The organism is Burkholderia sp. Bp8994 (assembly GCF_003853805.1).
Classification (GTDB): Bacteria; Pseudomonadota; Gammaproteobacteria; order Burkholderiales; family Burkholderiaceae; genus Burkholderia.
Window position 1 is genome coordinate 75,574 of the sequence record NZ_QTQH01000010.1, and the last position, 12,656, is coordinate 88,229.

Annotated in this window: 12 protein-coding genes; 2 read left to right on the top strand and 10 right to left on the bottom strand. The window is 67.0% G+C overall.

Annotated elements, in window-relative coordinates; genetic code table 11:
* Positions 1 to 2: 2 nt before the first annotated feature.
* The 8 genes from DIE04_RS12805 to flhD form a co-directional block, all read right to left on the bottom strand.
* Positions 3 to 1,967, bottom strand: a complete 1,965-nt coding sequence (locus DIE04_RS12805; protein WP_124520476.1) for a methyl-accepting chemotaxis protein — start codon at positions 1,965 to 1,967, stop codon at positions 3 to 5.
* A 37-nt stretch (positions 1,968 to 2,004) separates the two neighbouring features.
* Entirely contained in the window at positions 2,005 to 2,520 is a 516-nt protein-coding gene (cheW, locus tag DIE04_RS12810; protein ID WP_039320139.1) for a chemotaxis protein CheW, read from the bottom strand.
* A gap of 48 nt (positions 2,521 to 2,568) precedes the next feature.
* Positions 2,569 to 4,875 (bottom strand): chemotaxis protein CheA, encoded by a 2,307-nt coding sequence (gene cheA / locus DIE04_RS12815; protein ID WP_124573042.1) that lies wholly within the window; start codon positions 4,873 to 4,875, stop codon positions 2,569 to 2,571.
* 33 nt (positions 4,876 to 4,908) lie between these two features.
* Positions 4,909 to 5,286 carry a response regulator gene (locus DIE04_RS12820; RefSeq protein WP_044849175.1) on the bottom strand — a complete coding sequence of 126 codons (378 nt, stop codon included), beginning with the start codon at positions 5,284 to 5,286 and terminating at the stop codon, positions 4,909 to 4,911.
* Between the two features lie 107 nt (positions 5,287 to 5,393).
* Positions 5,394 to 6,413: a flagellar motor protein MotB gene (gene motB / locus DIE04_RS12825; protein WP_044849176.1), complete on the bottom strand. Its 1,020-nt coding sequence runs from the start codon at positions 6,411 to 6,413 to the stop codon at positions 5,394 to 5,396.
* 13 nt (positions 6,414 to 6,426) lie between these two features.
* Positions 6,427 to 7,287 carry a flagellar motor stator protein MotA gene (gene motA / locus DIE04_RS12830; protein WP_124486860.1) on the bottom strand — a complete coding sequence of 287 codons (861 nt, stop codon included), beginning with the start codon at positions 7,285 to 7,287 and terminating at the stop codon, positions 6,427 to 6,429.
* Between the two features lie 200 nt (positions 7,288 to 7,487).
* The gene (gene flhC / locus DIE04_RS12835) at positions 7,488 to 8,042 is read right to left on the bottom strand and encodes a flagellar transcriptional regulator FlhC (protein ID WP_124520474.1); all 555 of its coding nucleotides are present in this window, start codon (positions 8,040 to 8,042) and stop codon (positions 7,488 to 7,490) included.
* A 94-nt stretch (positions 8,043 to 8,136) separates the two neighbouring features.
* Complete coding sequence (gene flhD, locus DIE04_RS12840; protein WP_014895554.1) at positions 8,137 to 8,457, bottom strand: flagellar transcriptional regulator FlhD; 321 nt, start codon at positions 8,455 to 8,457, stop codon at positions 8,137 to 8,139.
* A gap of 665 nt (positions 8,458 to 9,122) precedes the next feature.
* On the opposite strand from flhD, the gene DIE04_RS12850 reads away from it, so the two are divergent.
* A complete protein-coding gene (locus DIE04_RS12850; RefSeq protein ID WP_044849179.1) occupies positions 9,123 to 10,187 on the top strand; it encodes a glycosyltransferase family 4 protein in 1,065 nt (354 codons plus the stop codon).
* Positions 10,188 to 10,294: 107 nt separating this feature from the next.
* Here DIE04_RS12850 and DIE04_RS12855 read toward each other — a convergent pair whose 3' ends face one another.
* Positions 10,295 to 10,591: an H-NS histone family protein gene (locus DIE04_RS12855; RefSeq protein ID WP_006489320.1), complete on the bottom strand. Its 297-nt coding sequence runs from the start codon at positions 10,589 to 10,591 to the stop codon at positions 10,295 to 10,297.
* A 298-nt stretch (positions 10,592 to 10,889) separates the two neighbouring features.
* Between DIE04_RS12855 and aqpZ the strand changes: the two genes are divergently transcribed.
* Positions 10,890 to 11,630 carry an aquaporin Z gene (gene aqpZ / locus DIE04_RS12860; RefSeq protein ID WP_044849180.1) on the top strand — a complete coding sequence of 247 codons (741 nt, stop codon included), beginning with the start codon at positions 10,890 to 10,892 and terminating at the stop codon, positions 11,628 to 11,630.
* A gap of 105 nt (positions 11,631 to 11,735) precedes the next feature.
* Here the strand turns inward: aqpZ and DIE04_RS12865 are convergent, their stop codons facing one another.
* The gene (locus DIE04_RS12865) at positions 11,736 to 12,569 is read right to left on the bottom strand and encodes a Cof-type HAD-IIB family hydrolase (protein WP_124520473.1); all 834 of its coding nucleotides are present in this window, start codon (positions 12,567 to 12,569) and stop codon (positions 11,736 to 11,738) included.
* Positions 12,570 to 12,656 lie beyond the last annotated feature (87 nt).

Genomic DNA, 12,656 nt, shown 5'->3' on the forward strand with positions numbered 1-12,656 from the left:
GCTTAGAAGGTCTCCCAGTCGTCATCGGACGTGCCGGCCGCGGCCAGCGCCGGCTTCTCGCTGCTCAGCGCCGGACGCACCAGCGCGGGCTTGTCGGCCGGCTTGTGCGCCGGTGCGGCGGCCGCCTTCGCGAGACGCGGGCCGTAGCCGCCCGCGGCCGGCGCTTCCTTCGCCGTGCGTGCGGCGGCGTCCGGCGCACGCTTCGTTTCGTGGCTCGCGGCCGGTGCCGATGCATGTGACGCATGCGACGCGGGCGCAGGCGACGCGCGGCGCGCCGGCTGAACGGCCGCCTGCGGTGCCGGCAATGCGGCCGGCGCGGTTTCATGGCGGCGTTCCGACGGCGACGCCAGCGCCGGCGCCGATGCGTGCGCGGCCGGGCGTGCGGCGCCGCGCGACGGCGCGAGCGCGATGCCGCCCGCGACGCGCCACGCCGACACGACCGCCTTCATCTGGCGCGTCTGCTCCTCGAGCGACGCGGCGGCGGCCGCGGCCTGCTCGACGAGCGCCGCGTTCTGCTGCGTGACGGAATCCATCTGGCCGACCGCGCGATTGACCTGCTCGATGCCGGTCGACTGCTCGTCCGACGCGGCGCTGATCTCGCCCATGATGTCGGTCACGCGGCGCACGGCCTGCACGATCTCGTCCATCGTCGAGCCGGCCCGCGCGACGAGCGCCGACCCGCTGTCGACCTTCTCGGCCGAATCGCCGATCAACTGCTTGATTTCCTTCGCGGCGCTCGCGCTGCGCTGCGCGAGCGAGCGCACTTCGCCCGCGACCACCGCGAAGCCGCGGCCCTGCTCGCCGGCCCGCGCGGCTTCGACCGCCGCGTTCAGCGCGAGGATGTTGGTCTGGAATGCGATGCCTTCGATCGTGCCGATGATGTCGACGACCTTGCCCGAGCTGGCCGCGATGTCCTGCATCGTCGACACGACCTGGCCGACCACCTCGCCGCCCTGCGTCGCGATGTCGGACGCGTTCACCGCGAGCTGGCTCGCCTGCCGCGCGTTCTCCGCGTTCTGCCGCACGGTGCCGGTCAGCTGCTCCATGCTCGATGCGGTTTCCTGCAGCGACGCGGCCTGCTCCTCGGTGCGCTGCGACAGGTCGGTGTTGCCGGTCGAGATCTCGCGCGCGCCGACGTCGATCGATTCGGTGCCGCGATGCACGGCCTGCACCATCGCCGTCACGGCGTCCTGCATCCGCTTGATGCCGCCGAACAGGCGGCCGATCTCATTGTTGCTGAACACGTTCACCGGCTGCGTGAGGTCGCCGCCGGCGATCCGCTCGAAGTGCGCGATCGCGTCCTCGAGCGGCTTCACGATCAGCCCGCGCAGCACGAAGCGGATCGCGATCACGACGACGAACGCGATCGCGATGCCGGCCGCGATCAGGCCGATCATCAGCGAGATCTGCGATTGCGTCGCGGTCTGGCGGTCGTTCGCGCGCTTCTGCAGCGCCGCGACCACGGCCGATGCCGTCTGGTCGTACGCGACGAACATCGGGCTGATCTTCGTGTCGGCGACCGCGTGATACGCGGCCATGTCGCCGGCGCGCGCGGCCGCGAACTCGGGCTCGACGCCTTCCTTCACGATCGTCGTATAGCGTGCGGTGAGCTCGTCGACGAGCGCCTGCTCGATGCCGAGCTTCGGCGTGGCCTGGAACGCCTGCCAGTTCTGGCTCGACTTCGCGTACAGCTCCTGCGCGCGGTCGAGCACCTTGCCCGCCTCGGCCGTGTTGCCGGCTTCGGTCAGGGTGCGGAAGCGGTCGAGCGCCACGCGCGCGCGCAGCAACTGCGCCGACGTGTCGTCGAGCGCATGGATCGCCGGCAAGTCGACGTGCGCGATCTCGTCGAGCGAGCGGCTCGCGCGATCGAGCGCGTAGAGGCCGAGCCCGCCGACCGCGGCGGCCAGGCCCACGAGGATGAGTCCGACCGCCGTGAGCGTCGTGCGGATCGACCAGTTATGCAACATTGCAGATTCTCCCGAAGTTCCTGCGCGCGCGGCGCGCTTACGCGCCGAGCGTCTCGATCAGCGCCATTTCCCGGCTCGACATCAGCTTCTCGATGTCCATCAGGATCAGCATCCGGCCGTCGACCGTGCCGAGGCCCGTGAGGTACTCGGTCGTCAGCGTCGCGCCGAATTCCGGCGCCGGCATGATCTGGTCGGTCTGCAGCGTCAGCACGTCCGACACGCCGTCGACCACCATCCCGACCACGCGGTTCGACACGTTCAGGATGATCACCACCGTCTGGTGGTCGTACTCGACGCGGCCGAGATGGAACTTGATCCGCATGTCGACGATCGGCACGATGATCCCGCGCAGGTTGATCACGCCCTTGATGAAGTCCGGCGCGTTCGCGATGCGCGTGACGCTGTCGTAGCCGCGGATTTCCTGCACCTTCAGGATGTCGATCCCGTACTCCTCGTCGCCGAGCGTGAAGACGAGGAATTCCTGGCCCGTCGCATCGCCCTGCTCCGCATCGCGGCGGCTGGTTGCCGCGTTCGCCGCGGCCGGATTGATCATTTGGACTTCAGCGGACACGTTTGCCCCCAATCGGTTGAATGGCGAGAGTCAGAAAATGGCGAGCTCGGCGCCGGCTCGGGCGCCGTGCGTCGCACGGGTTTCGCGGTTCAGCGCCGCGACGTCGACGATCAGCGCGACACTGCCGTCGCCGAGAATGGTCGCCGCAGAGATGCCGTGCACCTTGCGGTAATTGGTTTCGAGGTTCTTCACGACCACCTGCTGCTGGCCGACCAGCTCGTCGATCAGCATCGCGAAGCGGCGCCCCTCGGTTTCCATGATGGTGACGATGCCCTGGGTCGGATCGGTGCGCGCGTCCTCGACCGAGAACACCTCGTGCAGCGCGACGAGCGGCAGGTATTCGCCGCGCACGCGCACCACGCGCTCGCCGTTGCCGACCGTGTAGATGTCGTCGTTCGACGGCTGCAGCGACTCCATCACGAAATTCAGCGGCAGGATGAAGATCTCGCTGCCGACCTTCACCGACATCCCGTCGAGGATCGCCAGCGTGAGCGGCAGCACGATCCGCGTGGTCGTGCCGCGACCGGCCTGCGACGTGATCTCGACATGGCCGCCCATCGACTGGATGTTGCGCTTCACGACGTCCATCCCGACGCCGCGGCCCGACACGTCGGTCACGGTTTCGGCGGTCGAGAAGCCCGGCGCGAAGATCAGCTGCCAGACTTCGTCGTCGCTGATGTTTTCGGAAATCTGCATGCCCTGCTTCGCGGCCTTCGCGAGGATCCGCTCGCGGTTCAGGCCCGCGCCGTCGTCGCTGACCTCAATCACGATGTTGCCGCCGTGATGCGCGGCCGACAGCACGAGCTGGCCGACGCCGTCCTTGCCGGCGGCGACGCGCTTGTCGACCGTCTCGATCCCGTGGTCGAGGCTGTTGCGCACGAGGTGCGTGAGCGGGTCGATGATCCGCTCGATCAGGCTCTTGTCCAGCTCGGTCGCCTGGCCGAACGTGACCAGCTCGACCTGCTTGCCGAGCTTGCCGGCGAGGTCGCGCACGAGCCGCGGGAAGCGGCTGAACACGTAGTCCATCGGCATCATGCGGATCGACATCACCGCTTCCTGCAGGTCGCGCGCGTTGCGCTCGAGCTGCGCCATCCCGTTGAACAGGCGGTCGTGCAGCGCCGGATCGAACGCGCTCGCGGTTTCCGCGAGCATCGCCTGCGTGATCACGAGCTCGCCGACCAGGTTGATCAGCTGGTCGACCTTCTCGACGCCGACGCGGATCGAGCTGCCTTCGGCGCCCGATGCGGCGGCGGCCGGGCGCGGACGCTTGTCGTCGTGGTGCGCGGCAGCCTGGGCAGCCTGCGCGGCGGGTTCTGCGTGCGGTTGCGATGCCGGTTGCGATGCCTGTTGCGATGCCTGTTGCGATGCCTGTTGCGATGCCTGTTGCGATGCCTGTTGCGGCGCCGGTTGCGCGGCGGCGCTCGGCTGCGCCTGCGGTGCGGCGGCGGCCGGGGTGGCACCGGGGGCTTGCGCGAAGACCTCGACCCGCGCGGCCGGTTCCGGCGCGGCGACCGGTTCGACGGCGGCCGGTTCGACGGCGGCCGGCGTGGCGGCAGGCGCCGCCGGTGCGGCCGGCGCGGTGCCGCGCGCGATGCGGATCTGGCTGTCGTCGATCACGAAGCAGCACACGGCGACGATGTCGTCGGACGGCACGTCCGATTCGAGCCACAGCGTCAGGTCGGCGCCCGCTTCCTCGCGGCCGACGATCCGGCCGAGATTGCCGAGCTCCTCGGTGAGCAGCGCCTGGTCCTTCGCGTCGACGCCGAGGAGCGTGATCTTCAGGTGCGGGCCGTCCGTGCCGGCAGCCGCCGCCGGATGCGCGGCCGCGACCGCCTGTTCGACCACGTGATCGGGCGCGCGGTCGCTGGCGGAGGTAGCGGCGGCCGGCGCCGGTGCAGTCTCCACGGCAGGCGCGGCAGGTGCGACGTCCGCGGGGGCGCCCGCGCCGCTCTCCGCCTTCAGGCGTTCGAGCTTCGCGCAGATCGTCGCGGCAGCCGCCGCGTCCGGTTCCGCGCTCGCGCGATAGTCGACCAGCTGGTCGGACAGCACGTCCTTGGTCTCGAGGAACGCGTCGACCATTTCCTTGGTCAGCGTCAGCTCATGGTTGCGCGCGCGGTCGAGCAGCGACTCGAGGATGTGGGTCGTCTCGGTCAGCGCGGAAAAGCCGAACGTCGCCGCGCCGCCCTTGATCGAATGCGCGGCGCGGAAGATCGCGGCCAGGTCCTCGGGGTCCGGCGAGCCGACGTCGAGGTTCAACAGCAGTTGCTCCATCTGCGCGAGCAACTCGTCCGCTTCGTCGAAAAAGGTCTGGTAGAACTGCGTGATGTCGAGAGTCATGCCCGGTCACCGGTTGGATTCGTCGCGTTCATGTCAGGAGGCGGTCTGCTCGGACAGCGTCGCGACCAGGTCGATCAGCACGGCCGGGTCGATCGGCTTTTCGATCCAGCCGGTCGCGCCCGCGTCGCGCGCGGCGTCCTTGAACGCATCGCTGCCTTCGGTCGTCAGTACGAGAATCGGCGTGTCCGCATACGCCGTCAGCTTGCGCAGCGCGGCGATCACCTCGAGGCCGTTCCTGCGCGGCATGTTCTGGTCGGTCAGCACCAGGTCGTACGGCACGGTGGCCGCCATGTCGAAGCCGGCTTCGCCGTCCGGCGCCACCGTCACGTCATAGCCGGCCTGCGCAAGCGTCGCCTGCAGCAGCGCACGCATGGTCGCGGAGTCGTCGATGGCGAGAATGGTTCGGATCATGTCGGGCTCCGCAGGACCGCTCCAGGGTGGCTGACCGCCCCCTCGGGGGGCAGCGAACGAAGTGAGCGTGAAGGTTGTTTCATACGCGTCTCGAAATCTTGGAAACGTCAGGGTTTCGGCACCACGGCGACGGCGCTCGCGAGCACCGGTCGCGCGGCCGGCGCCGTGCCGTCGAGCTGCTGGGCCAGTTGCTTCGAGCCCGCGGCGTCGGCCGACAGCGTCGTGGTCGTCGTGTCGTCGCGCATCAGCGCGTCTTCGGATTTGCGGTTCAGCACGATCACGCTGATCCGGCGGTTTTCCGGATCGAGCGGATCGGCCTTGTTCAGGTTCTGCGTCGACGCGAGGCCGAGCACGCGCAGCACCTTCGACTCGTCCATGCCGCCCGCGATCAGCTCGCGGCGCGACGCGTTCGCGCGATCGGCCGACAGTTCCCAGTTGCTGTAGCCGCCCTCGCCGCCCGCGTACGGCACCGCGTCGGTGTGGCCCTGGACGATGATCCGGTTCGGCACGTCGTTCAGCGTCTTGCCGATCTCGCGCAGGATGTCGCGCATGTACGGCTCGACGTGGTCGCTCGACATCGCGAACATCGGCCGCTTCTGCGAATCGACGATCTCGATGCGCAGCCCCATCAGCGTCGAATCGATGCGGATCTGCTGCTTGAACTGGCGCAGCGTCGGATTCGCCTCGATCGCCGCCATCAGCTTGATCTGCAGGTCGTGCAGGCGCGCCTGCTCGAGCCGGTCCTGTGCGCCCTGCGCCTGCGAGCGCGTCCTGTCGTCGCCGGCCTTCGCGACGCGATCGGCGAGCGACGTCGTGCCGTCGGTACGGCGCAGCGTGCCGGCATCGAGGCTCGACAGGTCGCGGCCGCCGCCGTTGATGATGCTCGAGTCCTGCGAGCTGCGATCGCCGCTGCCGAACAGCGCGGCCTTCAGCGGCGTGTTGAAGTACTCGGCGATCCCCTTCAGCTGCACCGGCGTGACCGAGCTCAGCAGCCACATCAGCAGGAAGAACGCCATCATCGCGGTCATGAAGTCCGCATACGCGAGCTTCCAGGCGCCGCCGTGGTGGCCCTTCTTCTGCGGGGCCACCCGTTTGACGACGATCGCGCGATCCTTGCTCTTGCTCATCGAATGCTCCGCGTCACTTCGCCTTCACGCGGCGCACATGCTCTTCGAGCTCGGTAAACGACGGCCGCTCGGTCGAGAACAGCACCTTGCGGCCGAACTCGACCGCGATCGCCGGCGCATAGCCGTTCAGGCTCGCGAGGATCGTCACCTTGATGCACTGGAACATCTTGGTCGACTCGGCGACGCGCTGCTCCGCGAGGCTAGCGAGCGGCCCGATCAGCCCGTACGACAGCAGGATCCCGAGGAACGTGCCGACCAGCGCCTGCGCGATCATCGCGCCGAGCACCGCGGGCGGCTTGTCGGCCGACGCCATCGTGTGCACGACGCCCATCACCGCCGCGACGATCCCGAACGCCGGCATCGCGTCGCCGACGCGCATCAGCGCGTGCGCGGGGCCTTCGCCTTCCGCGTGGTGCGTCTCGATTTCCTCGTCCATCAGGCTCTCGATCTCGAACGCGTTCATGTTGCCGCCCACCATCAGGCGCAGGTAGTCGGTCAGGAATTCGACGATGTGGCGATCCGCGAGGATCTTCGGGTATTGCGTGAAGATCGGGCTCTTGTCCGGATCGTCGATGTCGGCCTCGAGCGTCAGCGTGCCTTCCTTGCGGGCCTTCGCGAGCAGCACGTACAGGAGCGCCATCAGTTCCATGTAGACGTCCTTGGTGTACTTCGAGCCCTTGAAGAGCGTCGGCAGCACGCGCAGCGTCGCCTTGATGGTCTTCATGCCGTTGCCGAGGATGAACGCGCCGACGCCCGCGCCTGCGATCATCAGGATCTCGAGCGGCTGGACCAATGCGCCCAGATGCCCGCCTGCCAGCGCGTAACCGCCGAAGACGGACAACAGTGTCACGAGTGTTCCCACGATAATCAGCACTGCCTGTCCCTCACGAATGACCGGCGGGGAGACCGCCGTTAATCAGGTTTACGGCAGTCGGCAGGAAAACTTTGGCGGTCGCGCCGCGACCGCGCGGCGGTGTTTACCAGCAGGCCCCCGGCCGGTTCGCGCGGCGCGCGGCAGGCGTGCGGAAGGCGTGCGGCTCCCGCCCGGCCCCGCCCGGCCCCGCCCGGCGGCGTTCAGGCCGCGGCGGTGGCCAGCCCGGCGCGTGCGGCGGCCGCCTTGCGGGTCTTGCCCGCGCGCGACGGCGGCTGGCACAGGCCGCACACGAAACCTTGATGCGGATCATGCGCATGCGCGACGAAATGGCCGCCGCAGCGCGTGCACGGCGTCATCTGCAGCATCCCCGAGTCGAAGAAGCGCACCAGCGTCCACGCGCGCGTGAGACTCAGCGCGGCCTCGTCGCCGGACAGGTTCACGTGCTCCAGATAGAGCCGGTACGCCTTCACGATCGACTGGATCGGCTCGCAGCGGCCGTGGTCCTGCATGAACCGGTAGATGTTGTAGAACAGCGACGAGTGGATGTTCGGCTGCCACGTCATGAACCAGTCGGTCGAGAACGGCAGCATCCCCTTCGGCGGCGACGCGCCCTTCAGTTCCTTGTACAGCTTGATCAGGCGGTCGCGCGACAGGCTCGTCTCCGCCTCCAGCAGTTGCAGCCTGGCGCCCAGTTCGATCAGTTCGATGGCGAGGGTGATTTCCTTCACCTCGATCACGACGCTTTTGCTTGCCATGGTGAATAACCGTCCGCTTGACGTTGTTCGGATGAATCGCCAATACGCCGCCCGCCGACGCGGCGCGCCGGCACGAACGCAAGGCGGGGAGGGATCAGCGGACGCTTTCGACCGGCTGGCCGGCCATCAGGATCGCGGAATGCGCATGCGTGACGACGTCGCTGCGGCCTTTGTCGGCGAGCGACGACAGCAGCGCGTGATCGTCGAAGCGGAAACGGCACAACATCTGGTTCGATGCCGCGAGCTTCACGGTCTGGGCGAGCGTGAGGTTCGCGAGCACGTCGGCCAGTTCCTGGGAAACTCCCATGCGGAACATGCCCATCGCCTTGTCTTCCCGCAGCAGGCGCTGCGCGAGGAGGAGGTACGACAGGTTGACCTCTTTGATCTCACTGAGCATTTCGCTGGTGGCGCTCATGATTCCCCCGTTAAGAGCTTTTGCTTTGGCCTTTCATTGTGAAAACGTTTGCTCGATCGGGCGCCTGCTGACGCGCTGCCGGCACGTTTATAGTCTTACAGGGCGAATTCTGGCCAAACGGCATTTATGCCGGTATCAGCGAAGTGGCGCACGCCACGCAGGAATTGTCTGTAAACCGTGTAGGAATTTTTCCGACAAGGCGAATTGAAAGGGAACGAACGGCGGGGGCGAATGGGGCGCGAATGCGTCGGCGATGCGGTCCGCATGGGACGAATCCGGCTGAAGGCCATCCGGCAAGGCTGCCGGAAGTTGAATCGGTAAAAATTATAGTGGTTTTTCATGATAGCGCAACAATTGTGGTGGCTATCTCGTTTTATGTTTTCGCACCCTTTTTATCGGGGTTTTCGCGTATTTCATGGTGTAACAAGCCTTAAGTGTTTGAAAAAACAGTCGAACCCCTGAAGGCGATATCGATAATGGACTCAAATGGGCGGCGGCGGGAGCCGCGCCGGCCCGCCCCGCAGCTTGCCGCCCGGCGTCCCGCGCACCCCGCCACGGACCCGGCCACGCACCGCAGACAGCGTGCGTCGGCGAGTTCCGCAACCCTGCAGCGGACCAGCATGCGCGCTCGAGCGCTTTGCGCTGGTCGACACCGGAGAACGTCCATGCGTATTGCCCAGATCGCGCCGCTTTACGAAGCTGTCCCGCCGAAACTCTATGGCGGCACCGAGCGTGTCGTGTCCTACCTCACCGAGGCGCTCGTCGAGCTGGGGCACGACGTGACGCTGTTCGCGAGCGGCGACTCCGTCACGTCCGCCCGTCTCGAGGCGGCATGGCCGCGCGCACTGCGGCTCGACCCGTCGATTCGCGACTCGATGGCGCCCCATATGCGCCTGATCGAGCAGGTCGCCCGTGTCGCGCACGAATTCGACGTGCTGCACTTCCACCTCGACTACCTGCCGTTCCCGCTGATGTCGCGCCTCGACACGCCGTACGTGACGACGCTGCACGGCCGCCTCGACCTGCCGGAGCTGCAACCGGTGTTCGACGCGTTCCCGGACGCGCCGGTCGTGTCGATCTCGAACAACCAGCGCAAGCCGCTGCCGCAGGCCGCGTGGGCCGGCACCGTGTATCACGGGCTGCCCGACACGCTGCTCACGCCGCAACCGGACGTGAAGCCCGAATATCTCGCGTTCCTCGGCCGGATCTGCCCCGAAAAGCGGGTCGACACCGCGATCCGGATCGCCGCGCAAAGCGGGCTGCCGCTGAAGATCGCCGCGAAGGTCGACAAGGCCGACGCCGACTACTTCAAGGAAGTGATCGAGCCGCTGCTCGGCGAGGCGCATGTCGAATTCATCGGCGAGATCAACGAGGCGCAGAAGCCGGCGTTCCTGTCCGGCGCGAAGGCGCTGCTGTTCCCGATCGACTGGCCGGAACCGTTCGGCCTGGTGATGATCGAGGCGATGGCCTGCGGCACGCCGGTCGTCGCGTTCAACCGCGGCTCGGTGCCGGAAGTGATCGAGGACGGCGTGACCGGCTTCATCGTCGAGGACGTCCAGGGCGCGGTCGGTGCGCTGCACCGGATCGACAGCCTGTCGCGCGACGCGATCCGCGCGCGCTTCGATACGCGCTTCAGCTCGAAAGCGATGGCACGGCGCTATGTCGAAACTTACGAATCGCTTTGCGCGACGGCAAAGCGGCCGACCTTGCGCCGCGTCGCGAGCGCGTGACGCCGAAATTCGTCAGAAATATTCGGTGAAATTCGCGCCGAAATCGGCGCGTAAAACCCAAAGGCGCCAAAGAGCCGCAGTCGATGCGGCTCTTTCTTTTTGTGCGCTCATTCGATCAGGAAACGATCGCGGTTTTTCCCGACGATCCAATTCGGCGGCTTGCCGCGCCCGCTCCAGGTTGCACCCGACTTCGGGTCGCGGTATTTCGGGGGGAGCGGTGCCTTTTTCGGCGGACGGCCGCGCCGCGCTCGCTCCGCGAAGCCCAGATCCTGGGCCGTCAGGCCATATTCGGCAATCATTCGCTGGACGTCGGCGATCACCGCCGCCACTTCCTGGCGACGCACGTCATCCGCCTGGGCCTGCAGATCGGCGATCTGCGCCTTGAGCTTCGCGTATTGAGACATTTTTCGGCTCCCTTTTTCATGATGCGGCGCCGGCAGTTCCGGCCGGAACGCCAACACCCGTTACGTCATCCGCACTGCCGCCCTGCCCTTCAAAATTAATGCTGCCATCTTTAACCGAATCGGCTATATCGAGAATGCGGACTTATTCTAATAAAAGCCATTCGTCAGCCATTCGAATTTAACAATCGTTGACCCTCACCCAGCCGATTCATTTCCTATAATCCAGACCAATTCGGGGTGACGGAATAAATCATCCGGTCATCCGTTTGTCTTCAACCCACTTGAACGGGATCCTTACATGAATCTTTCTCAGCGTCTGGCTGCAGAGGTATTCGGCACGTTCTGGCTGGTGCTCGGCGGGTGCGGAAGCGCCGTGCTGGCCGCAGCCTTTCCGGGCCTCGGCATCGGCTTCGCCGGCGTCGCGCTCGCCTTCGGCCTGACCGTGCTGACGATGGCATTCGCGATTGGCCATATTTCGGGTTGCCACCTGAATCCGGCCGTCAGCGTGGGCCTGACGGTCGCCGGCCGCTTCCCGGCACGCGATCTCGCGCCGTATATCGTTGCGCAGGTCGTCGGCGCGACGCTCGGTGCGTTCGTGCTGTACCTGATCGCGACCGGCAAGCCGGGCTTCGACGTCGTCGGCAGCGGCTTTGCGACGAACGGCTTCGGCGAGCGCTCGCCCGGCCACTACTCGCTCGGCGCGGCGTTCATCTGCGAAGTCGTGATGACGGGCTTCTTCCTGTTCGTGATTCTCGGCGCCACCGACAAGCGCGCGCCGGCCGGCTTTGCGCCGATCGCGATCGGCCTGTGCCTGACGTTGATCCACCTGATCTCGATCCCGGTCACCAACACGTCGGTGAACCCGGCCCGCTCGACCGGCCCCGCGCTGTTCGTGGGCGGCGAGGCGATCGGCCAGCTGTGGCTGTTCTGGGTCGCGCCGATCATCGGCGCGGCAATTGCGGGGATCGTCTACCCGCTGATCGCGGGGCGCGACGATGCCGTCGGCCTCGTGCCCGCATCCGCTCGCACCAGCGAATAAAACACTACGGGGTCACGCGAGCAGAGCAGCGAGCCTCACGCTGTCGAACAACATCGAGGCAGGTAATTTGAACGGGCGCCGCTGGCGCCCGTTTTTCATGGCCGCTCAGGAAGCGGTGACGCCGTCGAGCGTGCCTTCCAGCGCGAACAGCGTGCGCAGGTGGCGGGCGACTCCCGCATCGAAGTTGTTGCCGATCCGAGGGATGTGCGGCAGGTGCGCGATCAGGTCGGGGTTCGCGTTGTTCATCATGAACGCGTGGCCGGCCGTTTCGAGCAGGTCGATGTCGTTCATGTTGTCGCCGAACGCGATGCAGTGGCCGGCGTCGACGCCGAGTCGCGCGAGCACCGTACGCAGCGCGCGGCCCTTCGACACGTTGGCGGTCATCACTTCGAGACAGTCGGGCAGCGAGTACGTGACGTACAGCGCATCGCCGAACCGCACGCGCATCTGCTCTGCAACCACCGCCAGATCGGCCGGCTCGCCGATGTACAGCACCTTCGCGATGTCGGCGCCGTCGTGCGCGGCCATGTCGATCACGTCGTATCGGAAGCCCGAATCCTGGTGGAATTCGAGCAGGTGCGGCGCGTCGCGGTCGATCAGCCAGCCGCGGTCGGTGAACAGGTTGACGATCACGCGCCCGTGCGCACCGGTCACGCCCGGCTGCACAAGGCCGCGGACGATCGCGGGATCGATGTCCTGCGCATGGATCGCCGTGTCGTCCGGCGCATGCACACGCGCGCCGTTCGACGTGATCAGGTACGGCCGGATGCCCAGCACGTCGCGGATGCCGGCGACGTCCGCATAGTGACGCCCCGTCGCGATCACGAACTGCAGGCCGTCGCGGTCGAGCCGGCGGACGGTCTCGATCGTGTACGGATCGAGCTGGTGGTCGCTGTTCAGCAGGGTGCCGTCGAGATCGGTGGCGATGACTTTGTACATGGGGGATGGGGGATGGGGGAGTGGCGCGCAGGACGCTGCGGAGCCGCCATTTTAACGTCGTGCCCGGGGGCGCGCCGGGTGGCTGGG